23 protein-coding genes, 1 tRNA gene and 1 pseudogene are annotated in these 25,744 nt (G+C 71.1%); 13 read left to right on the top strand and 12 right to left on the bottom strand.

Going from position 1 to position 25,744, the window contains the following annotated elements; all coding sequences use genetic code 11:
- Window positions 1-180 (top strand): annotated as a pseudogene (locus tag MKW14_RS15830) (hypothetical protein); the annotation flags it as partial.
- Here the strand turns inward: MKW14_RS15830 and MKW14_RS15825 are convergent.
- Genes MKW14_RS15825 through MKW14_RS15805 form a run of 5 tightly spaced genes read right to left on the bottom strand, consistent with a single transcriptional unit; the run spans window position 170 to window position 4,212 of the window.
- Window positions 170-811, bottom strand: a complete 642-nt coding sequence (locus MKW14_RS15825; protein WP_240863181.1) for an SIMPL domain-containing protein — start codon at window positions 809-811, stop codon at window positions 170-172. The pseudogene MKW14_RS15830 and the gene MKW14_RS15825 overlap by 11 nt on opposite strands.
- A complete protein-coding gene (locus MKW14_RS15820) occupies window positions 808-1,872 on the bottom strand; it encodes an NAD(P)H-dependent flavin oxidoreductase (RefSeq protein ID WP_240863193.1) in 1,065 nt (354 codons plus the stop codon). Before MKW14_RS15820 ends, MKW14_RS15825 begins: the two co-directional genes overlap by 4 nt.
- Window positions 1,872-2,627 carry a CoA-transferase subunit beta gene (locus tag MKW14_RS15815; protein WP_240863180.1) on the bottom strand — a complete coding sequence of 252 codons (756 nt, stop codon included), beginning with the start codon at window positions 2,625-2,627 and terminating at the stop codon, window positions 1,872-1,874. The genes MKW14_RS15820 and MKW14_RS15815 overlap by 1 nt, the downstream gene beginning before the upstream one ends.
- Entirely contained in the window at window positions 2,624-3,460 is an 837-nt protein-coding gene (locus tag MKW14_RS15810; protein ID WP_240863179.1) for a CoA transferase subunit A, read from the bottom strand. The genes MKW14_RS15815 and MKW14_RS15810 overlap by 4 nt, the downstream gene beginning before the upstream one ends.
- A gap of 2 nt (window positions 3,461-3,462) precedes the next feature.
- Window positions 3,463-4,212: an enoyl-CoA hydratase family protein gene (locus MKW14_RS15805; protein WP_240863178.1), complete on the bottom strand. Its 750-nt coding sequence runs from the start codon at window positions 4,210-4,212 to the stop codon at window positions 3,463-3,465.
- Between the two features lie 99 nt (window positions 4,213-4,311).
- On the opposite strand from MKW14_RS15805, the gene MKW14_RS15800 reads away from it, so the two are divergent.
- The gene (locus MKW14_RS15800) at window positions 4,312-5,058 is read left to right on the top strand and encodes an SDR family oxidoreductase (RefSeq protein WP_240863177.1); all 747 of its coding nucleotides are present in this window, start codon (window positions 4,312-4,314) and stop codon (window positions 5,056-5,058) included.
- A 1-nt stretch (window position 5,059) separates the two neighbouring features.
- On the top strand, window positions 5,060-5,965 hold the full coding sequence (locus MKW14_RS15795) for an SDR family oxidoreductase (RefSeq protein ID WP_240863176.1): 906 nt from the start codon (window positions 5,060-5,062) through the stop codon (window positions 5,963-5,965).
- A gap of 559 nt (window positions 5,966-6,524) precedes the next feature.
- Here MKW14_RS15795 and MKW14_RS15790 read toward each other — a convergent pair.
- Window positions 6,525-7,421 (bottom strand): hypothetical protein, encoded by an 897-nt coding sequence (locus tag MKW14_RS15790; RefSeq protein ID WP_240863175.1) that lies wholly within the window; start codon window positions 7,419-7,421, stop codon window positions 6,525-6,527.
- An 88-nt stretch (window positions 7,422-7,509) separates the two neighbouring features.
- The gene (locus tag MKW14_RS15785; protein WP_240863174.1) at window positions 7,510-9,258 is read right to left on the bottom strand and encodes a glycoside hydrolase family 35 protein; all 1,749 of its coding nucleotides are present in this window, start codon (window positions 9,256-9,258) and stop codon (window positions 7,510-7,512) included.
- 105 nt (window positions 9,259-9,363) lie between these two features.
- Between MKW14_RS15785 and MKW14_RS15780 the strand changes: the two genes are divergently transcribed.
- The 7 genes from MKW14_RS15780 (at window position 9,364) to MKW14_RS15750 (ending at window position 18,120) form a co-directional block, all read left to right on the top strand.
- Window positions 9,364-10,254 (top strand): helix-turn-helix domain-containing protein, encoded by an 891-nt coding sequence (locus MKW14_RS15780; protein ID WP_240863173.1) that lies wholly within the window; start codon window positions 9,364-9,366, stop codon window positions 10,252-10,254.
- A gap of 11 nt (window positions 10,255-10,265) precedes the next feature.
- Entirely contained in the window at window positions 10,266-10,616 is a 351-nt protein-coding gene (locus MKW14_RS15775; RefSeq protein ID WP_240863172.1) for a chorismate mutase, read from the top strand.
- Window positions 10,617-10,756: 140 nt separating this feature from the next.
- Complete coding sequence (locus MKW14_RS15770) at window positions 10,757-11,296, top strand: response regulator (RefSeq protein ID WP_240863171.1); 540 nt, start codon at window positions 10,757-10,759, stop codon at window positions 11,294-11,296.
- 56 nt (window positions 11,297-11,352) lie between these two features.
- Complete coding sequence (gene pepN, locus MKW14_RS15765) at window positions 11,353-13,839, top strand: aminopeptidase N (RefSeq protein ID WP_240863170.1); 2,487 nt, start codon at window positions 11,353-11,355, stop codon at window positions 13,837-13,839.
- Window positions 13,840-14,088: 249 nt separating this feature from the next.
- Window positions 14,089-15,498, top strand: coding sequence for a pyridoxal phosphate-dependent decarboxylase family protein (locus tag MKW14_RS15760; RefSeq protein WP_240863169.1), 1,410 nt, complete (start codon window positions 14,089-14,091; stop codon window positions 15,496-15,498).
- The gene (locus MKW14_RS15755) at window positions 15,495-16,919 is read left to right on the top strand and encodes a lysine N(6)-hydroxylase/L-ornithine N(5)-oxygenase family protein (RefSeq protein ID WP_240863168.1); all 1,425 of its coding nucleotides are present in this window, start codon (window positions 15,495-15,497) and stop codon (window positions 16,917-16,919) included. Before MKW14_RS15760 ends, MKW14_RS15755 begins: the two co-directional genes overlap by 4 nt.
- 52 nt (window positions 16,920-16,971) lie before the next feature.
- Complete coding sequence (locus tag MKW14_RS15750) at window positions 16,972-18,120, top strand: GDSL-type esterase/lipase family protein (protein ID WP_240863167.1); 1,149 nt, start codon at window positions 16,972-16,974, stop codon at window positions 18,118-18,120.
- A gap of 20 nt (window positions 18,121-18,140) precedes the next feature.
- Here the strand turns inward: MKW14_RS15750 and MKW14_RS15745 are convergent, their stop codons facing one another.
- Window positions 18,141-19,934 carry a bifunctional metallophosphatase/5'-nucleotidase gene (locus MKW14_RS15745; RefSeq protein ID WP_240863166.1) on the bottom strand — a complete coding sequence of 598 codons (1,794 nt, stop codon included), beginning with the start codon at window positions 19,932-19,934 and terminating at the stop codon, window positions 18,141-18,143.
- Between the two features lie 149 nt (window positions 19,935-20,083).
- On the opposite strand from MKW14_RS15745, the gene MKW14_RS15740 reads away from it, so the two are divergent.
- Together MKW14_RS15740 and pyk are read left to right on the top strand one after the other, a co-directional pair.
- Complete coding sequence (locus MKW14_RS15740; RefSeq protein WP_240863165.1) at window positions 20,084-20,803, top strand: SIMPL domain-containing protein; 720 nt, start codon at window positions 20,084-20,086, stop codon at window positions 20,801-20,803.
- Window positions 20,804-20,967: 164 nt separating this feature from the next.
- Window positions 20,968-22,404 (top strand): pyruvate kinase, encoded by a 1,437-nt coding sequence (gene pyk / locus MKW14_RS15735; RefSeq protein WP_240863164.1) that lies wholly within the window; start codon window positions 20,968-20,970, stop codon window positions 22,402-22,404.
- A 10-nt stretch (window positions 22,405-22,414) separates the two neighbouring features.
- On the opposite strand, the gene MKW14_RS15730 is transcribed toward pyk, so the two are convergent.
- Both MKW14_RS15730 and MKW14_RS15725 read right to left on the bottom strand, forming a co-directional pair.
- A complete protein-coding gene (locus tag MKW14_RS15730; RefSeq protein WP_240863163.1) occupies window positions 22,415-23,203 on the bottom strand; it encodes a helix-turn-helix domain-containing protein in 789 nt (262 codons plus the stop codon).
- 87 nt (window positions 23,204-23,290) lie between these two features.
- Window positions 23,291-23,373 (bottom strand) — tRNA-Leu (locus MKW14_RS15725).
- A 94-nt stretch (window positions 23,374-23,467) separates the two neighbouring features.
- Here MKW14_RS15725 and MKW14_RS15720 point away from each other — a divergent pair.
- Window positions 23,468-24,124, top strand: coding sequence for an ANTAR domain-containing response regulator (locus MKW14_RS15720; RefSeq protein ID WP_240863162.1), 657 nt, complete (start codon window positions 23,468-23,470; stop codon window positions 24,122-24,124).
- A gap of 79 nt (window positions 24,125-24,203) precedes the next feature.
- Here MKW14_RS15720 and MKW14_RS15715 read toward each other — a convergent pair whose 3' ends face one another.
- A complete protein-coding gene (locus MKW14_RS15715) occupies window positions 24,204-24,920 on the bottom strand; it encodes an ABC transporter ATP-binding protein (protein WP_240863161.1) in 717 nt (238 codons plus the stop codon).
- Entirely contained in the window at window positions 24,917-25,741 is an 825-nt protein-coding gene (locus MKW14_RS15710) for an ABC transporter ATP-binding protein (protein ID WP_240863160.1), read from the bottom strand. Before MKW14_RS15710 ends, MKW14_RS15715 begins: the two co-directional genes overlap by 4 nt.
- Window positions 25,742-25,744 lie beyond the last annotated feature (3 nt).

The raw sequence follows: 25,744 nt of genomic DNA, 5'->3' as shown, positions 1-25,744 counted from the left end.
CCCGGCCGGCGCGCGGTGGGCAGGGGCGCGCGGCCGGGTGGCGCGCGGGCGGCCGGCGGCTGGGGCTTCGCCGGCTCGCCGGCCGCCGGCTTGTCCTTTGGTCCGGCGGCCGGTTCGTCAGCCGACGTGGTGCGTGCGGTCGCCGGTTCGGGGGTGTGCGCGTGGGGTGTCAGTGGGTGAGGGTGAAGCCCAGGACCACGCCTGCGGAGACCTCCACCATGCCGGGGGCGAGGTCGCCCGCCGAGGTGCCGCCCCCGCCGCCGTGGCCCCGGTACTGGCGGAACTCGTAGGACTCCGAGTCCACGTCCTGGATGTGCACCACCGGGCCCAGCTTCACGCCCGCCGCCTCCGCGTACACCTCGGCCTTGCGGCGGGCGGCGGCCACCGCCTTGCGCCGTGCCTCGTCCCGCAGCGCCGGCTTGTCGTGCACGTCGAACTCGACGCTGTCGATGTGGTGCGCCCCGGCGTCGACCGCGTCCACGATCAGCTGCTGCAGATCGTCGAGCACCTCGGTCTCGATGACGTACGAGGCCCGGCAGCGGTAGCCGAGGAACTTCCGCTCGCCGCCGTACCCGTCGTAGTCCGAGCTGAGCTTGAGCCGGGAGCCCGACACCGACGCGTCCGGTATCCCGTGTCCGCGCAGTACGTCACGCAGCCGCGCCACGGCGGCGCCTGCCTCCTGGAACGCCTTGTCCGGCAGGGGCTCCAGTACGTCCACCGACAACCTCACCCGGGCGAGCTGCGGCTCGACCCGCACGCTCCCCGCACCGAAAACACTCGATCCCCACGGCTCTCCGATCGTCTCCGTCATGTGCGCATTGAAGCACCGCCCCGTGCCAACTCGCCGATGATTTCCTCCGCTTGAGCCACCACCCCTGCCACCAGCTCCGCGCACGACGGCAGGTCCTCGATCACCGCGGCGACCTGCCCGGACGCCATCACCCCGAGATCCGTACGACCGTCCACCATCGCCGACTTCAGCAGCATCGGCGTGTTCGCGGCGAGCAGTACCTGGCTCCAGGACAGCTCCTTGCCGTGCTTCATCGCGCGCCCGTCGCGCGCCATCTGCCGCCAGCTCAGCCCGGACAGCCTGCGGAAGCCGGCCGCGCGCCGCAGGGCGTGCAACAGCGCCCGCGCGCGCCCGGAGTTCTCCAGGGAGTCCACCAGCTCCGTGCGCAGCATCCGGTGCGGCAGACCGTCCATCGCCCTGGTCACGGTGACATCCCTGACCGTCGCCGTCAGATACCGCGCCTTCACCGCCTCCGGCACCGTCGAGTCCGAGGTGAGCAGGAACCGTGTGCCCATCGCGACCCCCGCCGCCCCGTACGCCAGCGCCGCGACCAGGCCCCGCCCGTCGAAGAAGCCGCCCGCCGCCACGACCGGTATCCGTACCGCGTCGACCACCTGCGGCAGCAGCACCGTCGTCGCCACCTCGCCGGTGTGCCCGCCGCCCTCCCCGCCCTGCACGAGCACGGCGTCCGCACCCCACGCCGCGACCTTCTCCGCGTGCCGTCGCGCGCCGACGGAGGGGATGACCACCACACCCGCCCCCTTCAGCTCCGCGATCAGCTCGGGGGAGGGGGCGAGGGCGAAGGAGGCGACCCGGACGCCCTCCTCGATCATGATGCTCACCCGGTCAGCGGCGTCCGCCGCGTCGGCCCGCAGATTCACCCCGAACGGCGCGTCCGTACGGGACCTCACCTCCCGTATCGCCTCGCGCAGCCGGTCGGTCGTCATCGTCGCGGAGGCCAGGATGCCGAGCGCGCCCGCGTTCGCTGTCGCGGAGACGAGACGGGGGCCCGCCACCCAGCCCATGCCGGTCTGGACGATCGGGTGCCGGATGCCGACGAGGCGGGTGAGCGCCGTCTCCATCATGAACCGACCTCCCTGGCCCGGCTGCCGGCCGGGTCGAGCACCTCGCGGATCAGCCGCAGTTCCTCGGCCGTGGGCTCGCGGGTCGCTGGCACCGTGTCCGGGACCGCCAGCTCGAAGGCGGTCGCCTCGCGCACCTCCTGAAGAGTGACCCCCGGGTGCAGCGATGCCAGGCGCATCGAGTGGTCCGGGGTCGCGAAGTCGAAGACGCCCAGGTCGGAGACGACACGCGGGATGCGGTGGTAGCGAGCCGCGTCCGGGTGGGCGGCGGCGCGGTCGTAGCCCACCCCGCAGACCATGTCGACCTTCTCGACGAAGACCCGCCGTGAGTGCTTCGGAACCCAGTAACTCGTCGGGTTGTTCAGCGTGTTGACCGGCGCCCCGCGCACCCCCAGCAGCTGCCGCTTCGGCTGCTCCCAGTCGCCGATGCAGGAGATGTTCTGGTTGCCGAACCGGTCGATCTGGCTCGCGCCCATCATCACGTGCCGCCGCCCGCCGGTGACGAGGGCCAGGTGCTGACGGTAGGGGAGCCAGCCCTCGACCGTGCCGTCCGGGCGGACGAGCATCGCCTCGCCGTCGGTCAGCAGCAGGTCCGGCGAGAAGGTGAGCCGGGCGAGCCGGGCGCCGATGGACGGGATCAGCCCCATCGGGCTGGCGAGCACCTCGCCCTCCCCCCGCCAGGCCTCGGCGCAGGCGATCACGCAGTACTCGGCGCGGGTGACGGCGACAACGGACGTGCCGGTGGCCTCGGTCATGACTCCTCCCTCACCGCCGTCTGGTACGCCTGCTCGTCCCCGGCCAGGAACCGGGCCGCGAACTCCGCCCAGGGCGTGGTCGCGTACGTCCGCTGGAAGGCTTCGTCCCGGCCGTAGTCGGGGGCGCAGGACGTGAAGTGCGCGCCGTTCGGGGCCTCCACGACACCGGTCACCCGGTGCCGCTTGACCAGCAGCGACTGCGGGGCCGCCTCCTTCGTCAACTCGGCCGTGTCCACGATCCGTTCGCACGACACATAGGCCGCGTCCGCCGCGTCGCAGAACAGGTCGTCGAAGTACGGGTCCGGGCCGAGGCACTGCCCGTTGCCCAGCCGGTCCGCGCGGCCCACGTGCACCAGGGCCGCGTCCATCCGCAGGGCCGGCATCGCCACGAACGTCTCCCCGTCCTCGTACGGCGAAGTGACCGTCCGCAGACCCGGGTTGACCCGCATCACGTCCGAGCCGATCCCGGCCCGCACTGGCAGGAACGGCAGTCGGTTCGCCGCCGCGCGCAGCCCCCACATGAACATCGCCTCGTCGACCTCCATCAGCTCGAAGGCGCCGTGCTCCCGGGCCGCGCGGTAGTGCGGTTCCAGCGGGATGGAGTCGAGGGTGACGAAGGCGGCGACCAGTTTGCGGATCCGTCCGGCGGCCGCCAGCATGCCCACGTCCGGGCCGCCGTAGGAGACGACCGTCAGGTTGGTGACGTCAGAGCGCAGCAGCGCTCTGACCAGGGCCATCGGTTTGCGGCGGGAACCCCATCCGCCGATGCCGAGGGTCATGCCGCTCTCCAGGCGGGAGACCACCTCCTCGGCGGTCATCGTCTTGTCGCCCACGTCTACGTACCCTCCTTCTGCTTGCCGAAGGTGTCCCGGACCCGGTCGGCCACCCCGACCGCGCTCGCCTCGTAGGTGAAGCCCTGCTCGAAGCGGTAACTGCGGCGCACGTCGACCGGGTCGATGCCGTTGATCGCGGCCTTGGCCAGGCGCAGCAGCTCTCCGTCCTTGGCGGCGATGTCGCGCGCCAACTCCACGGCTCTCTCACGCAGTTCGGCCCGTGGCACCACCCGCCACACCGAGCCGTAGCCGTGCAGCTCCTGCGCGGTCACTGTCTGCGCGGTGTAGTAGAGGGCGCGCATCCGGTGCCGCGGGACCAGCCGGGCCAGATGCGTGGCTGCGCCCAGGGCGCCCCGGTCCAGCTCGGGCAGGCCGAAGACGGCGTCCTCGCTCGCCACGATCACGTCCGCGTTCCCCGCCAGGCCGATGCCGCCGCCCAGGCAGAAGCCGTGCACCGCCGCCACCACGGGCACCTCGCACTCGTACACCGCCGCGAACGCCTCGAAGCAGCCGCGGTTGGCGCCCACCAGCGCGCTCGAACCCTGCGCCTGTATCTCCTTGATGTCCACGCCCGCGTTGAACCCCCGTCCCTCGGCGGCCAGGACGACACAGCGCGTCCCCTGATCACGGCCCGCGGCACGCAGCGCTTCGGCCAGCTCGAACCAGCCGCGCACCGGCAGCGCGTTCACCGGTGGGAAGTCGACGGTGAGGAGACGGATCCCCTTTTCCGGGGACGAGGTGGAGACACCCATGGGCGCATCAGCTACCTTTCCAACCAACGCCTTTCCACCAAACATTTGTTAGGTGTGAGGCTTCGAAGCTAGCAGTCCGCGGATCGGAGCGGGAGGCCTGTGGATAACTCTCTGCGCGGCCGCGCGGTCGTGGTCACCGGGGGCACCCGGGGTGTGGGAGCCGGGATCGCCAAGGCCTTCGTGGAGGCGGGGGCGCAGGTCGTCGCCTGCGCACGACGGCCGCCCGAAGTGCCGGTGGAGGGCGTGGAGTTCAGGCCCCTGGACCTGCGCGACCCGCCCGCCGTACGTGCCTTCTTCGCCACGCTGTCCCGGCTCGACGTCCTCGTCAACAACGCGGGCGGCGCCCCCTACCGCAAGCTGGCCGACGCGGACGCCGAGCGGCACGCACGGGTCGTCGAGCTCAACCTCCTCGCCCCGCTCACGGCCTCCCTCGCCGCGTACGAGCATCTGCGGCGGGCCCGGGGGGCGGTTGTGATGATCGGCAGCGTCAGCGGCAGCCGGCCCTCGCCCGGCTCGGCGGCATACGGGGCGGCCAAGGCCGGACTGGAGAACCTCGCCCGCTCGATGGCCGTGGAGTGGGCGCCGGAGGTCCGGGTCAACACCCTTGTCGTCGGCATGGTCCGCACCGAGCTGGCCCATCTGCACTACGGCGGTGAGGACGGCGTCGAGGCGGTCTCCCGCACCGTGCCGCTCGGCCGTCTGGCCACCCCGGACGACGTCGGCGCGGCCGCCGTCTTCCTCGCCTCCGACTCGGCCGCGTACATCAGCGGGGCGAGCCTGCTGGTGCACGGGGGCGGGGAGCGGCCGGCGTTCCTGGATGCGGCAACTGCCAACAAGGAGACGTGAGATGAGCGGAATCTGCGACGGACGGGTCGTCGTCGTCACCGGAGCGGGCAGGGGCCTTGGGCGGGCCCACGCGCTCGCGTTCGCGGCGGAGGGCGCGCGGGTCGTGGTCAACGATCTGGGCGTGGGGCTGGACGGGACGCCGGGCCCCGACAGTCCGGCCCGGCAGGTCGTCGAGGAGATCCGGGCGGCGGGCGGTGAGGCGGTCGCCCACGGCGGCGACATCGCGAGCACCGAGGGAGCGGCCTCGCTGATCGCGGCGGCGCTCAAGACGTACGGGCGGCTCGACACGCTCGTCAACAACGCCGGGTTCCTGCGCGACCGGATGCTGGTCAACCTCGACGAGGCCGACTGGGACGCCGTGATGCGCGTGCACCTCAAGGGCCACATCCTGCCGCTCAAGCACGCCGCCGCGCACTGGCGGGCCGAGGCGAAGGCGGGACGCGCGCCGGTCGCCCGGATCGTCAACACCAGCAGCGGGGCCGGGCTGTTGGGGGCGGTCGGGCAGGCGAACTACAGCGCCGCGAAGGCCGGCATCGTCGGGCTGACGCTGGTCGCGGCGGCCGAACTGGCCCGCTACGGCGTCCAGGTCAACGCGATCGCGCCCGCGGCCCGCACGCGCATGACGGAACGGACCTTCGCGGAGACCATGGCCGCCCCGGACACCGGCTTCGACGCCATGGCCCCGGAGAACGTCTCCCCTCTCGTCGTCTGGCTCGGCTCCGCCGCGAGCGAGGGCGTGACCGGCCGCGTCTTCGAGGCGGAGGGCGGCCGCATCACCGTCATGGAGGGCTGGCACCCGGGCCCCACCGCCGACAAGGGCGCCCGCTGGACCCCGACGGAGGCGGGGGAGACAGCCCTCAAACTGCTGAGCGAGGCGGAGGAGCCGGGCGCGGTGTACGGCGCGTAGCCAAGCCCAGCTGCCCCCGCCCTCGGCCAGCCTCGGCATCGTGTCCGCGTCCGGCTGGGTGGCTGGATGTGCCCCTCGGCCAGGGTGGCTGCGTGTCTGCGGCAGGCTGACTGCGGAACTCGGACAGGGTTGGCCCGCGCCCTCACCCCCGGCTGACGTGGCCCTCCGCCGGCGCCCTTGCGTCCGCACCGCGTCACGGTTGCCTCGCGTCGGCGCCGCGCCACCGGTCGCGCCCCGGCAGCATGCGCCCGCGCCCGTCTCGCTGCGGGTTGCACTTGGGCGGGGTGGCCGTGTGCGTGTCACGGTCCTGGCCGTGCTGCGGCAGTGCTTGCTCCGCCTGCGCGGCGTGCCACCGGACGCGCTCTGGCACCATGCGCCCGCGCCCGTCTCGCCGTGTGTTGCTCTTCGGCAGGGGTGGCCTTGTGCCCGTGCCACGCTCCTGGTCGCGCGTTGGGGCACGGGTTGCGTCGCGCGCGTGCCGCGCTCCGGCACGGTTTACCCCGCGTGCGCGCCATGCTCCCGGGGGCCTCCGGCGCTGTTCAACCCGCGCCCCGGCCGCCTACGTGTCGCACTCCAGTACCGTCCGGCACAGTGCGCATCTCGCGCGTACCCGGCCCTTCACCGGGACCCTGATGCGCTGGTGGCAGGTGGGGCAGGGGAAGGAGACGCGGAGGGGGCCGTGGCCGTCGGGGGTGAAGGTGTACGGGGTGCCCGAGTGGGGGAGGGGCGTGTGGGTGTCCTGGGCGTGGCGGCGGTCGCGGGCGTAGCGGCGGCGGCCCGCCCAGCCGGCCGCGGTCAGCGGCGGCTGCTGCTCGTCGCGGCGGGCCTGCGCCATGCCCGCGGTGTAGGCCTCGTAGGCCTGCGGACTGGTGAACCAGATCGCGGGGTCCTCGCCGAAGACCAGGGCACGCTTCGCCAGGACGTAGCCGAACTCCTCGGGCGTGAGATAGCCGAGCTTCTGGGAGGACGCCGAGTCCTCCCGGTAGGCGTCGAGCAGCAGCCAGCCCGCCCCCAGATACGTCGTCGCGGTGTCCGTGAGGATCTCGTTGTCCCGGATGCCGGGGAAGGACAGCCCCAGCCGGTGCAGATAGACGTGCATGACCTCGTGGGCGAGGGCGGCGCCGATGTCCCGCCGGTGCGTGCGGAACCGGTCGTTCAGCTCCACGAAGTACTCCGGGCCCGCCGCCAGCTCGACGTTCGCCGCGTGGGTCATCTCCCGGAAGCTGACGATCAGCCGGGCGTCCGGCAGCCGGTAGTGCCGCACCAGCTCCCGGGCCACGCGCTGGGCGCCCAGATAGAGGTCGTCGGTGTCGCAGAAGGCCACGTCCGCGGGAGCCACGCTGGTGGAGAAGGTCTGGACGGTGTCGTACGACAGCCGTTTCCAGAGCGCGGTGATGGCGGCCCGCACCGTCTCCAGGTGTGGGTAGCCGTGCTCGACCGGTCCGCCGTTCGCCACGCCTGAACCCCCAAGACGCCCAGAACCCGACTCCACTCTACGGGGAGCAGAGCGGATTTTCCCTGGCCGGGTTCCGGGCGCCGGACGCTCACACGGAACGCAGCCGCACGGCCTGCGGGGCCGCCTCCTCCAGCTCCAGGAGCCACACGTCGTTGTCGCCCTCACGCAGGACCGGACCGGGCACGTACAGGGAGCGCTGAGGGCCCGCCGTCCAGTAACGGCCCAGATCGAAGCCGTTGACCCAGACGAACCCGCGGGTCCAGCCCGGCAGTTCGAGCCGTGCGTCCCCGGCACCGCGCACCGTCACCGTCCCCCGGTACAGCCCCGGGGCGCCGTCCTGTCCGAGCGGCCGGAAAACGACGTCCCCGATGTCGTCCAGCGCGTCCAGCCGCAGCCCACGCGCGCGTACCCCGTGCAGATACTGCCGCTCGTGCAGCAGCCCCCCGGTGATGCCCTTGGTCTCGCCGCTGCGGGGCCCGTAGTTCACCCGCCCCAGGGACTCCACCCACAGCTCCACGCGCGCGTGCCCGGGGACCGGCTTCGCCAGCTGCTCGTCGCCCTCGGTGAGCACACCGGCCCGCTCCCCGTCGACGTACACCACGGCCAGGTCCCGCAGTCCGCGCGCGGTCAGCGGGTACGGCGGCCGGGGACCCGGCACCGTCACCTCGTACCGCACCACGCCCCGGTCCACGCCCAGCTCCTCGAAGGTCGGCGGGACCGGTGCCGCGACCTCCTGGCCGCCGCGGCTGTCCAGGACGGCGTCAAGAGGCGTCCAGCCGGTCAGCCGCACCTCCGCCTCCGCGCCCAGCCGCGCGGGCGCCGGCGGCACGTCGGGCAGCGGGCCGTCCGCGTACGCGGCGAGCACCTCCCGGAAGCGCCAGAACTTGTCCGTCGGGTTGCCGAACTCGTCGATCGGGGCGTCGTAGTCGTACGACGTCACGTCCGCCTCCAGCGGCCCCGTGTGCAGCTCGCCGCCGGGGCGGTTGGCGCCCGCCCAGCCGGCGAAGTTGGTGCCGCCGTGCGCCATGTAGACGTTGACCGAGGCGCCCGCCTGAAGGATCTCGCGCAGCGCGGCCGCCGCGTCCTCGGCGTCCCGGGTGATGTGCTCGCCGCCCCAGTGGTCGAACCAGCCGCACCAGAACTCCATGCACATCAGCGGCCCCTCCGGCTGGTGCCGGCGCAGCGTCTCGAAGGCCTCGCGCGCGTGGGAGCCGAAGTTCACCGTGGCGAGCACCCCGGGGATCGAGCCGCCGGACAGCATGTGGTCCTCGGGGCCGTCCGAGGTGACCAGCGGGACCGTCACCCCTCGTGCCCGCAGCTGCTCGGCCAGCCGGCGCAGGTACTCCTCGTCCGAGCCGTAGCTGCCGTACTCGTTCTCCGCCTGCACCATGATCACCGGGCCGCCCCGGTCGATCTGCCGGTCCACGACCTGCGGCAGCAGCACCCCGAACCAGCGCTGAAGGTGCTCCATGAACCGTTCGTCACGGGTACGCGCGCGCGTGCCCAGTTCGCCGGTCAGCCAGTGCGGCAGCCCCCCGTTCTCCCACTCGGCGCAGATGTACGGACCCGGCCGCACGATCGCCAGCAGCCCCGCGCGACGGGCCGCGTCCAGGAAGCGGCCGAGGGCCGCCACGTCCTCGTACTCACCCGGCGCCGGCTCGTGCAGGTTCCACGGGACGTACGTCTCCACGCAGTTGAGGCCCATCGCCCGCAGCATCGCCAGCCGGTGTTCCCAGTGCTCCTCGTGCACCCTGAAGTAGTGCAGCGCCCCGGACAGCAGCCGCACCGGGCGCCCGTCCAGCAGGAAGTCGGTTTCCCCCACCCTGAAATCGGTCATGCGCCCCAGCCTCGCCCCTGGCGGTGATCACCGTCCATGGACAAAGATCAGCGCTGCTTGGACGAAAAGACCGGCGGCCGGGCCGACGCGGGAAGGAGCGCGTGGATGTACCACACCTGGATGCGGTTCTTCACCCCCGGCCCGGCCCACCACCGGCTCGGCCTGGTCTGCCTCGGCGTCGGACTGCAGTACGGCGCGCTGCCCGTCGTCGGCCCCCGCACCCTCGACCACCACGTCGCCGTCGTCGTCAGCGCGGGCAGCGGCTGGTTCCTCGACGCCGACGGCCGCCGCGGAACCGTCACCGCGCCCGCCCTGCTGTGGCTCACGCCCGGTGTGCCGCACCACTACGGGCCCGACCCCGAGGGCGGCTGGGACGAGGGGTTCGTGGTCTTCGACGGGCCCGCCACCGCCACGTACACCGAACTCGGCTACATCGAGCCGGCCCGGCCCGTGGTGCCGCTGTCCGACGCCACGGGCGCGCGTGCCGTCATCGGCCGGGTCGCGCGGGCCGCCCGCCGCGGCAACCCGCTGCTGGAGGTGGAGACCGGCGCCGCCGTCCACGAGCTGCTGGTCGCCCTGCGCCGGGCCCGGGCCGACCTCGCGCCCGACGGCGACCCCGTCCTCAAGGCCCTCGCCCGCGACGCCTGTCTGCCGCTGAGCGTCGCCGACCACGCCGCCCGGCACGGCATGACCCCCGCCGAACTGCGCACCGCCGTACGCCGAGGCGCCGGCTGCAGCCCCAAGGACTACCTGCTCGGCATCCGGCTGGGCCGCGCCAAGGAACTCCTCGCCGCCACCGAACTGCCCGTCGCCGCCGTCGCCCGCCGCGTCGGCTACGAGGATCCCGCCTACTTCTCCCGGCTGTTCACCCGCCGCGTCGGCATGGCGCCGATCCGCTTCCGCGCCCAGCAGTTCCGCACCGTCCCCGGCGGCTGGAGCAACCAGGTGCCCGATCCCGACGATCCGCCCATGATCGAACGCACCCCCGCCCCGTAGGCTGTGCGCCCATGACCACCAGCAACAACGCGTCCGGCGAGATCGACCCCGCCGTCCGCGCGGAACTCGCCCGGCTGCGCGACAGCATCGACAACATTGACGCGGCCGTCGTCCACATGCTCGCCGAGCGCTTCAAGTGCACCCAACAGGTCGGCCACCTCAAGGCCGTCCACCAGCTGCCGCCCGCCGACCCGGCCCGCGAGGCCCGCCAGATCGAGCGCCTGCGCGGCCTCGCCGAAAGCGCCAAACTGGACCCGGCGTTCGCTGAGAAGTTCCTGAACTTCATCATCGCCGAGGTGATCCGCCACCACGAACGCATCGCGGAGGACACCGTGAACGGCCCCGTGGAAACGGCGAATTGACCTCCGTCGACACCGCGGGACACGTGACAGCGGAGCCCGCAGGGGGCATGCTGCGCTGTGCACTCCTTGTCAGCTGACGGGCACACCGTGTCAGCGCTCCGGTCATAAGCTGGTTGTCCACGCGGGAGGGACGTCGGGCCATGCCGGATGCCAGGATCCTCATCGTCGACGACCACGAGGACACGCTGTACGCGCTGGAGAGCGCCCTGGCCCCGCTGGGCTGTCTGCTGGGCCGTGCCACCAGCGGCGACGAGGCGCTCAAGCAGGTGCTCCGCGGCCAGGTCGGCCTCCTGCTGCTCGACGTCCGCATGCCCGGCGTCGGAGGCCTGGAGGTGGTGCGCTACATGCGCCGCGTCGAGCAGACCCAGCACATACCGGTCATCCTGCTCACCGGATTCGGGCTCGACCACGAACTGACCGCCACCGCCTTCGGCCTCGGCGTCGCCGACCTGATCACGAAGCCCATCGACCCCTGGTCGCTGCGCACCAAGGTCCGCTACCTCTACGACGCCCACCGCCGCAGCCTCGCCCTCGAACAGGAGATCCGCGACCTGCGCGCCCTGGTCAAGGGCAACGCCATGCCGGACCCCGCGTCCCGCCCGGCCCTGCCCCACCCGGACGCCAGGGTTCCGCCGCAGCGCGACACGGGTGACACCGCGCCGGCGCAGGAACGGACATAGGGCGCGTACCGGTCCGCCCCTGTGCCTTGTCAGTGGCATCGGGCAGCATTACCAGCATGTCCGTACTGACGCGCGACGAAGCGCAGACCCGTGCCAGGCTCCTCGACGTCCACCGCTACACGATCGACCTCGATCTGACCGCAGGGGACGAGATCTTCGTGTCCCGTACCGTGATCCGGTTCACGGCCCGCGCGGACGCGGACACCTTCGTCGAGCTCAAGCCGGCCGAACTGCGCAAAGCGCTCCTCGACGGCCACGCCCTCGACCTGGACGCCTTCGAGGGCAACCGCCTGCCCCTGACCGGCCTCGCCGCCGGCGAACACGAACTGCTCGTCGACGCCACCATGCGCTACTCCCGCACCGGCGAGGGCATGCACCGCTTCACCGACCCCACCGACGGCGAGACCTACCTCTACACCCAGCTGTTCCTGGACGACGTCCAGCGCGTCTTCGCCGCCTTCGACCAGCCCGACCTCAAGGCCGTGTTCGACCTCACCGTCAAGGCCCCCGACGGCTGGAGCGTCCTGGCCAACGGGATCACCGAACACCTCGGCGACGGCCGCTGGAAGGCCGCGTCCACCCCGCTGATCTCCACCTACCTCGTCGCCGTCGCCGCCGGCCCCTGGCACTCGGTGCGCACCGAACACCGCGGCCTGCCCTTCGGCATCCACTGCCGCCGCTCGCTCGCCCCCTACCTCGACACGGACGCCGACGAACTGTTCGAGGTCACCCGGCAGTGCTACGACCGCTACCACGAGAAGTTCGCCGAGCCCTACCCCTTCGACTCCTACGACCAGGCGTTCGTCCCCGAGTTCAACGCCGGCGCCATGGAGAACCCCGGCCTCGTCACCTTCCGCGACGAGTTCGTCTACCGCTCCGCCGTCACCGACACCGAGCGCCAGACCCGCGCCATGGTCATCGCCCACGAGATGGCCCACATGTGGTTCGGCGACCTCGTCACCCTGCGCTGGTGGGACGACATCTGGCTGAACGAGTCCTTCGCCGAGTACATGGGCTACCAGACCCTCACCGAGGCCACCCGCTTCACCGACACCTGGACCGACTTCGGCGTCGCCCGCAAGGCCTGGGGCTACGACGCCGACCAGCGCCCCTCCACCCACCCCGTCGCCCCCGAGGCCGTCGAGGACACCGCCTCCGCCCTCCTCAACTTCGACGGCATCTCCTACGCCAAGGGCGCCTCAGCACTGCGTCAGCTCGTCGCCTGGCTCGGCGAGAAGGACTTCCTGGCCGGCATCAACACCCACTTCGCCCGCCACAGGTTCGCCAACGCCACCCTCGCCGACTTCATCGACTCCCTCGCCTCCGCCACCGAGCGCGACGTCCACGCCTGGGCCGACGCCTGGCTGCGCACCACCGGCGTCGACACCCTCACGCCCGTGGTCACCGCCGGGGACGACGGCACCCGCACCCTCACCGTCGAGCACACCGGCAGCCGCCCGCACCGCATCGCCGTCGGCCTCTACGACCTGGACGTCGCCGACGAGAGCCGCCACCTGGTGCTGCGCGAGCGCCTCGACCTCGACATCCCGCAGAGCGAACCCCACCCCCTCGGCAAGCGCCCCGCCCTGCTCCTGCTGAACGACGGCGATCTCAGCTACGCCAAGGTCCGCTTCGACGCCGAGTCCTTCGAGACGGTCACCGAGAACCTCTGCGGTCTGCCCGAGCCGCTCACCCGCGCGGTCGTGTGGAACGCCCTGCGCGACTCCGTGCGCGACGGTGAACTCCCGCCCGCCGCCTACCTCCAGGCCGCACGCACCCACCTCCCGCACGAGACCGACCTAGCCGTCGTCCAGGGCGTCCTCGCCTTCGCCGCCGCCCAGATCACCGACCGCTACGTCGGCCCCGAGGAGCGGCCCGCCGCCCTCTCCACGCTCTCCTCCCTGTGCCGCGACCTCATCCGCCGCACCGAGGACGGCGACAACCCCGGCCTGCGCCTGGTCGCCGTGCGCCACTTCATCGACGTCGCCGCCCAGCCCGACACCATCGCCGCCTGGCTCGCCGACGGCACCGTGCCCGGGGGGCCGGAACTCGACCCCGAGCTGCGCTGGCGCGTACTGGCCCGGCTCGCCGTCCTCGGCGCGACCGACGAGGCCGCGATCGCCGCCGAACTGGAACGGGACCCCTCCGCCGCCGGCCAGGAGGGCGCCGCCCGCTGCCGCGCCGCGCTGCCCGACCCCGAGGCCAAGGCGCGGGCCTGGGAGGGGATGTTCGGGCGCGACGACCTCTCCAACTACCTGTTCATCGCCACCGCCCAGGGCTTCTGGCAGCCCGAACAGGCAGACCTGGTACGGCAGTACGTGCCGCGCTACTACACGGACGCGGTCGCCGTCGCCGCCCGACGCGGCCCCGCCATGGCCGACGCCGCCGGCCGCTGGGCGTTCCCGGTCCACGCGGTCGACGAGGAAACCCTCCGCCTGGGTGAGACCTGTCTGACCGACGCAAACCCGATCCCGTCCCTGCGCCGCAAACTGGTGGACCAACTGGACGATCTGGGGCGGGCGTTGAGGGTCCGCCAGCGCTAGGGGCGCACACTCCGGGGGCGGGTGCGCACCGAGGGTCGGGGCCGCACCCCTGGCCGGGGGCCGTCCGAGGGCCAGGAGAGCGTGGGTTTCGCAGCGCGCCAGCCGACGCCACCCCTCACTCCCGTCCCACCGGGACACCCCTACCCACCGGGACACCCTTTCGGGTTTTGCTCGTTGAACTTTTCGGGCACGCGCGCTCATCCAGGTACAAGCTGGAACTCCCTCAGCCCGCGTGCCCGGGAGGAACCCATGAGCTCACCGAGCCTCGCCTCGGGCCCGGAGGGCCCCGACGCGCTGCGGCCGTTGCTCGACACCGTGCTCGGCGCGCTCGCGAGCGGCACACGGGCGCGCGGAGGCCCCCTGCCCGCCGGCGGGCCCGACGCGGTCGCCGAGCGGGTGCGGGCCGCCGCGGGCGACGTACTGCCGTGGCACGGTGACCCCGACGCCCTGCGCGCCCTCGTCCACGCCCTCGCCGAGGGCTCCGCCGACCCGGCCGACCCCCTGTGCGCCGCCCACCTGCACTGCCCGCCCCTCGCGGTGGCCACCGCGGCCGACCTCGCCGCGAGCGCCCTCAACCCGTCCCTGGACTCCTGGGACCAGGCCCCGGCCGCCTCCGAACTGGAAGCCCTGGTGACCCGCGCGCTGGCCGCCGAGGTCTATGCGAAGGCGCAAGCTGCCGGGACATCGACGACACCCCCGCCCGACGCCCTGGTCACCAGCGGCGGCACCGAATCCAACCAACTCGCCCTGCTCCTCGCCCGCGAGAGCCTCGGCGCCGACGTCCGGCTCGTCGCCGGGGCCAACGCACACCATTCGCTGTCCCGCGGCTCCTGGCTGCTCGGGCTGCCCGAGCCCGTCACCGTGCCCGCCCCCGCGGGCGTCCTCGACCCCGCCGCCCTGGACGCGGCCCTAACCGCCCACCCCGGACCGCACCTCGTCGCCGCCACCGCCGGCACCACCGACGCGGGCCTCATCGACCCCCTGCCCGACATCGCCGACCTGTGCCGAACCCACCGCGCCCGGCTGCACATCGACGCCGCCTACGGCGGAGGACTGCTGTTCAGCGACCGGCACCGCGACAAGCTCACCGGCCTGGAAGCCGCCCACACCGTCACCCTCGACCTGCACAAACTCGGCTGGCAGCCGGTCGCCGCCGGCCTCCTCGCCGTCCGCGAGCCCGACGACCTCGCCGCCCTGCACCAGCACGCCGACTACCTCAACGCCGACGACGACACCGAAGCCGGCCTGCCCGACCTCCTCGGCCGCTCCCTGCGCACCAGCCGCCGCCCCGACGTCCTCAAGACCGCCGTCACGCTCAAGACCCTCGGCCGCCAGGGCCTCGCCGCCCTCATCGACCAAGTCTGCGCCACCGCACACGAGTTCGCGGACCTCGTGACCGCCAGCCCCGGCTTCGAGCTGTACCACCGGCCCGTCATCAGCACGGTCCTGTTCCGGCCCGCACACGCCACCGACGCCACCGTCGCCGCCGTACGCCGAGAACTCCTCCACCGCGGCCGCGCGGTCCTCGGCCGGGCGCGTCCCGACGACGGCCGGCTGTGGCTCAAAGCGACGGTCCTCAACCCCCGCACCCGGCCCACCGATCTGGCCGAACTGCTCAAAGCCGTCGAAGAACTCGTGGAAGGACCCACCCACCGATGAGCAGCACCCCCCACCCCCCGCACCGCGAGCCCGACGCCCCCCGCGACCTGGTCGGCATCGGCATCGGCCCCTTCAACCTCTCCCTCGCCGCCCTCGCCCACCCCCTCGCCGAACTCGACACCGTCTTCTACGAACAGCGCCCCCGCTTCGACTGGCACCCCGGTCTCCTCATCGACGGCGCCCGCATCCAGGTCCCCTTCCTCGCCGACCTGGTGACCCTCGCCGACCCCGCGAGCCCCTGGACCTTCCTCAACCACCTCAAGGCCCGCGACCGGCTCTTCCCCTTCTACTTCGCCGAACGCTTCCACATCCAGCGCGCCGAGTACGACGCCTACTGCCGCTGGGTCGCCGACCACCTCCCCGGCCTGCACTTCCGCCACCAGGTCGACGCCGTCCGCTGGAACCCCGAACGCGACCTCTTCGAGGTCGACTTCACCCAGCTCGACGCGGACGGCGAGGCCGAGGCCCTGGGCCGTACCCACACCCGGAACATCGTCCTCGGCATCGGCAGCGAACCGTACGTCCCCGAACCCCTGAGGCCCCTCGTCGAGGCACCCGCCGTGCCCGTCGTGCACGCCGCCGACTACCTCGCCCACCGCGACCGTCTGCTCGCCGCCGGACACGTCACCGTCATCGGCTCGGGACAGTCCGGCGCCGAGGTCTTCCTCGACCTGCTGCGCGCCCGCCCCGTCGGCCGCGAGGGCCTGCACTGGCTCGGCCGCACCGAAGCCTTCGCCCCCATGGAGTACTCCAAACTCGGCCTCGAACACTTCACCCCCGACTACACCCGCTACTTCCACGCCCTGCCCGAAGGCGTCCGCGACCGCCTCGTCACCACCCAGTGGCAGCTCCACAAGGGCATCGACGCCGACACCATCGCCGCCATCCACGACGAGCTCTACCGCCGCACCCTGCACGGCGGCTGGCCCGACACCGCCCTCACACCGGGCGTCCGCGTCCGCACCGCCGGCCGTCTCGCGACCGCCAAGGTCGAGCTCCACCTGGAGCACGCGCAGCAGAACACCCGCTCCCGACTCACCACCGACGCCGTCGTCCTCGCCACCGGCTACCGCGAACGCCCCCTCGACCGCCTCCTCGCCGGCCTCGACCGCTACATGCGCCGCGACAGCCACGAGCGCCCCCGCGTCGACGACCGCTTCCGCCTCGTCCTCGACCCCGCGGTGACCGGCGCGATCCACATCCAGAACGCCGAACGCCACACCCACGGCGTCGGCACCCCCGACCTCGGCCTCGCCGCCTGGCGCAGCGCCACCATCCTCAACTCCCTCACCGGCAAGGAGACCTACCCGCTGCCGGCCCGCACGGCCTTCACCACCTTCGGGCTCGAAACCCACGAACCGCAGACCCCACAGACCCGGCAGGCGGCCCAGGTCCTCACCCCGCTGGTCGAGGGAAGGTAAACAACCAGCCAGGCAAGGAAGACCTCCGGCGGCGGCGGTGTTGGCTCCGCACATGACCACCACCTGGATCGCAGCCCACCGCTCCGCCGTCATCAACCCCCACGAGGCCTTCCACCTCTTCGAACCCCGCGGCTTCAGCGGCCAGACCGTCAGGCAGTCGGTGCGCCTCGCGGGAGGAGGCGAGGCGCTGCGGGTACGGCTCAGCAACCGCTACGGCAAGGAGCCCCTGCGGATCGGCGGCGCCCACCTCGCCGTCCGCACCCGCGCCGGCGGCATCGACCCCGCCAGCGACACCCCGCTGCGCTTCTCCGGCGCCGAGACGGCCGACGTCCCCGTGGGCGAGGAGATCATCAGCGATCCCGTCGAACTCCCCGTCAGCGCGGGGGAGGAGCTGACCGTCAGCCTCCATCTGCCGGACGACACCGGGCTGAGCACCTACAGCGCGGTGCCCTACGACATCGGCTACGCCGTCCCCGGCGACCAGCTGTCCGCCGAAGACCTCGACGGCGCGGAGGAGCTGCCCCTCGGCCACTACCTCACCGGCGTCGACGTCCTCGCCCCCGAGGGCACCCGGATCGCCGTCGCGTTCGGCGACTCCTGGATCGAGGGCGCCGCCACCACCCCCGGCACCGACAACAGCTTCCCCTCCCAGCTCGGCCGCCGCCTCACCCGCGGCTGGATCGTCAACCAGGGCATCTCCGGCAACCGTCTGCTCACCGACGAGATCGGCGACCACCTGCTGTCCCGCATCGACCACGACGTCCTCACCGTCCCCGGCGTCAGCCACGTCCTGATCCACATCGGCCTCAACGACCTCGGCCTGCCCGGCACCATCGCCCACCCCGACCCCGCCGAGGGCCCGACCGCCGCCGAGTTCACCGCCGGCCTCACCGCCCTCGCCGACCGGCTGCACGCCGCCGGGCTCACCGTCATCGGCTCCACCATCGGCCCCTACCACGGCACCGTGTACGACGGCTACGACACCAAGACCGGGCAGGCCGTGCGCCGCGAGGTCAACGCCTGGCTGCTCGGCGACAGCCACCCCTTCGACGCCGTCGTCGACATCGCCGCCGCCGTAGCCGACCCCGACCAACCCGACCGGATCCGCACCGAGTTCAACAGCGGCGACGGCCTCCACGTCAACGACGCCGGCGCCAAGGCCATCGCCGACGCCGTCGACGTCACCCTGCTGGACCTGTAGAAAAAAAGCTCGAGCCCGGGCTAGAACAGGGGCGTTCCGGCCCGGGTCAGCCTCCAGTCCACCGACGCGAAGTCCTTCGGGTCCAGCACACCCTTCGCCGTCACCCACTCCGCGATCCGCGTACGGATCTCCGTCGACTCCGACCACAGCTCCCGCGCGGACGCCACATGCGGGAACGCGCCGCCCCCGTTGGCACGGTAGTTGTTCACCGCCAGCACGAACTGCTGCGCGTCGTCCAGCGGGGCACCGGCATAGGTGAGGTTCCCGATCCGCGAACCGGCCGGCCGGGAGACGTCGACGTCGTACGAAAGGCCCGACACGTAGTCGTAGTTGTAGTCCGGGCGGCCGCCGGCGTTGGTCAGCTTCTCCACGTCCACCACCGCGTCCGCCGCCGTCTGCACGAAGTACTCCGCCGAGTACTCCAGATACGCCCGCAACTGGGCACCCGTCAACAGCTTGGCGACCAGCGTGTTGTCATACACGTACAGGCTCGACAGGTCCCGGATCGTCACCTCGCCGGCCGGGATCTCCGAGGTGCGCGAGAAGGGAGAGGCCTGCGCGACGACCGGCAGCGAAGCGTACGACGTGCCCGCCAGCGCCGCCTTCACCACGTCCTCCTGGACCCTGGTGATCAGGTCGATGATCGGCGCGTCCTTGAAACGGGCCTCGACCGTCGTGAGCGTCTCGGTCGCCGTGCCGACGACCTGGTTGACGTACTCGACGACCTTCGCGTGCTCGTCCGACAGCAGCCTGGTGATCTTCGGGTCGTCGGCCACCGTGTTGGAGTTCAGCACCTTCGACGCCACCGACTCGACACTCCAGCGCCCCTTCGCGAAGACCAGCTCGACGTCGAAGACCGACAACCGCTCCGCGAACGCCAGCGGCTCCGAGAGCACCACCGTCCTCCCCGTCGTGGCATTCGTGACCTTCAACTCCGGGATCTCCACGTGCGCGTGGCCCACCAGGATCGCGTCGATGTCCGGCACCTGCTGCGCCACCAGCGCCGCCGAGTTCTCCACGTACGGCACCTGGTCACCGTAGGAGGAGGTGCCGGAGGAACCGCTGTGCGCGGACACCACCACCACGTCGGCGCCCATCGACTTCAGCCTCGGCACCCACTTCGCGGCCTGCTCCTCAAGCCCCGGGAACTGCAGCTTCCCCTGCACATACGCCTTGTCCCAGATCGCGATACCGGGATTGGTCAGCCCGAGCACCGCCACCTTCACCGGCGGAAGGCCGGGCACACGGAACTTCTTGACGACGTACGGCGGGAAGGCCGGCCTCTGCGTCCTCGCGTCCAGCGCGTTGGCGCCCAGCAGCGGGAACCGCAGCTGCTGCTCGAAGGCGCGCAGCGTCTCCAGGCCATAGTTGAACTCGTGGTTGCCCAGCGCCGCCGCGTCGTACCCGATGGCGTTCATCGCCTGCGCCATCGGATGCACCGGACCGCCCTTCGCGGTGATCGGGTCCACCTTCGCGTAGTAGTACGTCAACGGGGTGCCCTGGATCGTGTCGCCCGCGTCCAGCAGCAGCGTGTTGCAGCGGCCCCTCTCCGCGCGCACCTGGTTCACCAGGGTCGAGATACGGGCCAGGCCCTGGGCGTTGCCGGCCTTGTCGGAGTACTCGGCGTCCTTGAAGTAGTCCCAGTTGAAGACGTGCCCGTGCAGGTCGGTCGTGCCCATGACGGTCAGCGAGTACCGCCGAGAGGCCGGCCTCTGCGCGGCCTCGGCCTCCGGAGCCGCCACCGCGCTCGCCAGCGCCACGCCCGCTCCGGCCGCGGCGGACTTCTTCAGGAACTTCCGGCGGTTCAAGGGCATGTCTCGATCTCCTCGGGAAAAGGTCAACGACGCGCGTAGATTCTGACCCGGCCACGGCAAGCGGCAACAGGTCCCGCAGGTTGCGATCTGATGACTCAACTCGCCCACCCCGAGGCCGTTATCGACCGAGAAATGACAGAGTGAGACGCATGACCACCCCAACGCCGGACGCCCCCCAGCCCGCCGCCCCCTACGGCACCCCCGACGCCCCCCGAATCGCCGTCCGCGGCGAGGCCCGCCTCGAAGTAGACCCCGAAATCGCCCGCATCGGCGTCACCGTCGCCTCCCGCGGCCGAGACCGCCGCGCCGCCCTCGACGACCTCACCCAACGCAACGCCACCGCCCTCGACCTCCTCAAGAGCTACGGCGACGCCGTCGAACACCTCGAAACCGGCGCCTTCTCCATCAGCCCCGAACTGAAGGAGAAGGGCCGCGGCGAACGAATCCACGCCTACCACGGACGCGTCCACATCACCGCCGAACTCACCGACTTCACCGCCCTGGGCGAACTCACCACCCGACTGGCCGACCTCGAACTCACCCGCGTCGACGGCCCCTGGTGGGCGCTGCGCCCCGACTCCCCGGCCCACCGGCAGGCCCGGCAACAAGCCGTCCGGGAAGCCGTGCAACGGGCACGGGAATACGCCGAGGCACTCGGCACCTCACTCGCGGCACTGGTGGAACTCGCCGACATCGGAGCGGAGGGCACCCCACCGCCCTACCCCCAGGCACCCGGCGGCCGGATGCGCTCCATGGCCTACGGGGCGCCCGCCGAGGACACCCCCGCCGCCCTCGACCTCGAACCCCAGCGGCAGCGAGTGAACGCCACCGTCAACGCCCGGTTCACCATGCGGCCGCCGCACCTGTAGGCATCACTGCAGCAAATCGACGCCGGCGTACGCGGGCCGCTCGCATGCTCATCGGAGCGGCCCCATGCACAATTCAATACTTGTCAACAGCCCTTCACCCAACGGTTGTTGAGTAGTCATGTCCGTCCAGTTCGCTACCCGCCGGTAAGGCCTAGGCTCGAACCATGCGCCGAGCAAAGATCGTCTGCACTCTGGGCCCCGCCACCGACGCCTACGACCACATCAAAGCCCTGGTCGACGCCGGAATGGACGTAGCCCGCTTCAACCTCAGCCACGGCAGCCACGCCGAGCACGAGGAGCGCTACCAGCGCGTTCGCAAGGCCGCCGACGAAAGCGGCCGCAGCGTCGGACTCCTCGCCGACCTTCAGGGCCCGAAGATCCGACTCGGCCGCTTCACCGAGGGCCCCGTACTCCTTGAACGCGGCGACAGCTTCACCATCACCGTCGAAGAAGACGCCGAAGGCGACGGCCACACCTGCGGAACCACCTACCCCGGCCTCGCCGCCGACGTCACCCCCGGCGAACGCATCCTCGTCGACGACGGCAAAGTCTGCCTGGAAGTCACCCAGGTCGACGGACCACGCGTCCACACCACGGTCGTCGAAGGCGGCATCGTCTCCGACCACAAAGGCCTCAACCTCCCCGGCGTCGCCGTCTCCGTCCCCGCCCTCTCCGACAAGGACGAAGCCGACCTGCGCTGGGCGCTGCGCACCGGCTTCGACGTCATCGCCCTCTCCTTCGTCCGCAGCGGCCGGGACATCGAGGACGTGCACCGCATCATGGACGAGGAAGGGCGCTGGCTCCCCGTCATCGCCAAAGTGGAGAAACCACAGGCCGTCGACGCCATCGACGACATCGTCGCCGCCTTCGACGGCATCATGGTCGCCCGCGGAGACCTCGGCGTGGAAATGCCCCTCGAACAGGTCCCGATCGTCCAGAAGCGCGCGATCAAACTGGCGAAGCGCAACGCCAAACCGGTGATCGTGGCGACGCAGATGCTCGACTCGATGATCGACAACTCCCGCCCCACCCGCGCCGAGGCCTCCGACGTCGCGAACGCGGTCATCGACGGCACCGACGCGGTGATGCTCTCCGGCGAGACGAGCGTCGGCAAATACCCCATCGAGACCGTCCGCACCATGGCGAAAATCGTCGAAGCGGCCGAGGAGGACATCCTCGCCAAGGGGCTGCCGCCCCTGACCGAGAGCAACAAGCCCCGCACCCAGGGCGGAGCGGTGGCCCGCGCCGCCGCCGAGATGGGCGACTTCCTCGGCGTGAAGTTCCTGGTCGCCTTCACTCAGTCCGGCGACACCGCCCGCCGCCTCTCCCGCTACCGCTCCCCGATCCCCCTCCTGGCCTTCACCCCGGAACCATCCACCCGCTCCCAGCTCAGCCTCACCTGGGGCGCGGAAACCTTCCTCGGCCCGCACGTCGACTCCACGGACGCGATGGTCGAACAGGTGGACGAGCTGCTCCTCAAGTACGGCCGCTGCGAGCAGGGCGACGTGGTCGTCATCACGGCAGGCTCACCGCCCGGCGTCTCGGGCTCGACGAACATGGTCCGGGTCCACCACATCGGCGAGGACGACAGCCCGAAGTAGGGGACGCGGGTCAGTACTTGGGGCCTACGTGGGCGTCGAGGAGCGCTACGGAGGCCTTGCGGGCGACGGAGACGTTGAAGGGGTCGCTGCCGCGGGCGAGGGTGGTCCATTCGACGCCGACCTTGTCGAGCGTGTCGGTAAAGAGCTTCCGGATGTCATCGGACTTGTTGCTGAAGAAGTACCGGGGGTATTCGTAGCGCTTGCGCACCCCGGCCACGAGGCGGGTCGTCCAGTTGGTGATCCGGCAGCCATCGGAGTGGATGAGACCGCGGATGAACTCCCAGGGGTACGCGTCGACGATCTCTTGCTGCCAGGGTTCGAGTGCGATGGGACGATGGTGCTTCTTGCCGGGGCCGTGCTGGGGGAACACGCAAGCCAGGTGCTTGGAGTAGACCTTGATGTTCTGGCAACCGGTGCGCTGCAGGCGATGTACGCGGTTGTCCATGAAGACGGCTCGCATCGCGGCCTCGGTCTCGTTGGCGATACCTGGCCACGCGTCGGCGCAGGCGATCATCAGGCTCGGCACGCGATGGTGCGCATAGTGGCTGATGTGTCCGTCCCCGAGGTATTGGCCCAGCAGGTAGGCGTACGCGGTCAGATCCATGGCGCGCCCGTCACACCGTGGACAAGCAGGATTATGGGCACCAGGACATTCCCCGCGCTTGGCGCGATCCAGGTGCTTCCAATAGCTGATGGTGCCGACCGGAATGTTGAGTGCCCTGGCGACGTCTGCGTTCTTGATGCCGTCCCTCAGGAGCGTGACCGCGTGCTGTCGAACCTCAGTACCGTGAAAGTTCATACGGACACACTGGGTGAACAATCGTGACCCTGTGCAGCAAAAAGCGGAAAATCACGCGAAGGTGACCTTCCGCTTCAGATCCTCCTGTGCCGGGTGCGGGATTCGAACCCGCACGCCCTTTCGGACAGATGTGTTTGAGACATCAGCGTCTGCCATTCCGCCAACCCGGCTGGTGACCCCTGAGGAGTGTACCGGGTGACCAAGCGGACCTGCAGCTAGGTACGCTTCTCGGAGCACCACCCCTGCCCTGACCAAGGAGCCCCCGTGACCTCCCCCGAGTCGCCCCAGCCCGTAGACGCGGCCGACGACGACAAGTCGCACGTGCCTCCGCTGACGACCCGTGTCGTCATCGCCGAGGACGAGGCCCTGATCCGGCTCGACCTCAAAGAGATGCTGGAGGAGGAGGGCTACAGCGTCGTCGGTGAGGCCGGCGACGGCGAGCAGGCCGTCGAGCTCGCCCGTGAGCACAAGCCGGACCTCGTCATCCTCGACGTGAAGATGCCCAAGCTGGACGGTATCTCCGCCGCGGAGAAGATCGCCGAGGAGCGGATCGCCCCGGTGCTGATGCTCACCGCCTTCTCGCAGCGGGACCTCGTCGAGCGCGCCCGGGACGCCGGTGCGATGGCCTATCTCGTGAAGCCGTTCAGCAAGAGCGACGTGGTGCCGGCCATCGAGATGGCGGTGTCGCGGTTCACCGAGCTGAAGGAGCTGGAGAGGGAGGTCGCCGACCTCACGCTGCGGCTGGAGACCCGCAAGCTCGTGGACCGGGCGAAGTCGATCCTGCAGACCGAGTACGGGCTGACGGAGCCGGCCGCGTTCCGGTGGATCCAGAAGACCTCCATGGACCGCCGGATGTCGATGCAGCAGGTGGCGGAGGCGGTCATTCAGGACGCGGACGAGAAGAAGGCGTCCAAGGGCTGACCGCCCTGGCAGAGGTACGACGACGGCCCGCGCTCCTGAGTGATCAGGGGCGCGGGCCTTGTCGTATGCCGCTGTAGGCCTAGTCCTCGCCGAGGTACGCCTTGCGGACCGATTCGTCGTGCAGGAGGTCCTGGCCGGTGCCGGAGAGGACGATGTTGCCGACTTCCATGACGTGTCCGTGGTCGGCGAGGGAGAGCGCCGCCTGGGCGTTCTGTTCGACGAGCAGGATGGTCGTGCCCTGGGACTTCAGCTCGACGATGGTCGACATGATCTTCTGCATCATGATCGGGGAGAGGCCCATGGAGGGTTCGTCGAGCATGAGGAGTTTGGGTTGGGACATGAGGGCGCGGCCCATGGCGAGCATTTGCTGTTCGCCGCCGGAGAGGGTGCCCGCGGCTTGCTTGCGGCGTTCTCCGAGGATGGGGAAGAGGTCGTAGGCGCGCTGTATGTCCTTCTCGATGCCTTCTTTGTCCTTGCGGAGGAAGGCGCCGAGCTGGAGGTTCTCCTCGATGGTGAGCCGGGGGAAGATGTGCCGGCCTTCGGGGGAGTGGGCGAGGCCGAGGGCGACGATCTTGTGTGCGGCGACGCCGGTGAGCGGCTTGCCGTCGAACGTGATCTTGCCGGCGCTGGGCTTGAGCAGTCCGGAGAGGGTGCGCAGGGTGGTGGTCTTGCCGGCGCCGTTGGTGCCGATGAGGGTGACGACCTGGCCGGCCTCGACGGAGAAGGAGATGCCCTTGACGGCTTCGATCTTGCCGTAGGCGACGTGGAGGTCCTCGACCTCCAGGAGTGCGGTCACTGGGCTTCTCCCTTGGTGGTGCCGGCGGCCTTGGCCTCGTTCTGGGCCGGGTCGCCTTCGAAGGGTTCGCCGAGGTAGGCGGCGATGACGCGATCGTCGGCCTGGACCACTTCGGAGGTGCCTTCGACGAGTTTCTCGCCTTGGACGAGTACGGCGACGCGGTCGCAGAGGTTGAAGATGAAGCGCATGTCGTGCTCGATGACGAGGACGGCGATGCCCATGTCCCGGATGGCGAAGACGAGTTCCTCGGTGGCCCGGGTTTCCTGGGGGTTCATGCCGGCGGTGGGTTCGTCGAGCAGGAGCAGGCCGGGTTCGGAGGCCAGGGCTCGGGCGATCTCCAGTTTGCGCTGTTCGCCGTAGGGGAGGTTGCGGGCGAGGTGGTCGCGTTTGTGGGCGAGGCCGATGAACTCGAGGAGTTCCATGGCGCGTGCTTCGCTGGCCTTTTCCGCCTTCTTGAAGCCGGGGCCGCGCAGCAGGGCGGACCAGAGGCCTTCTCTGGTGCGGGTGTGGCGGCCGACGAGGACGTTTTCGAGGACCGTCATGTTGGCGAAGAGGCGGATGTTCTGGAAGGTGCGGGCGATGCCGGCCTTGGTGACGAGGTGTGGTTTGGGCGGTAGGACGGTGCCCTGGTAGGAGACGGTGCCTTCGGTGGGGACGTACAGCCCGGTGAGGCAGTTGAAGAAGGTGGTCTTGCCGGCGCCGTTGGGGCCGATGAGGCCGACGATCTCGCCGCTGTTGACCGTGAAGTCGACCGAGCGGACGGCGGTGAGGCCGCCGAAGCGCATGGTGACGTCGCGGGCTTCGAGTACAGGTGTCGTCATGGT

Source organism: Streptomyces gilvus (assembly GCF_022513565.1).
In the GTDB taxonomy this organism is placed as follows: domain Bacteria; phylum Actinomycetota; class Actinomycetes; order Streptomycetales; family Streptomycetaceae; genus Streptomyces; species Streptomyces gilvus.
The sequence above is the reverse complement of the archived record's forward strand: the minus strand, read 5'-3'. Positions and strand labels throughout refer to the sequence as shown.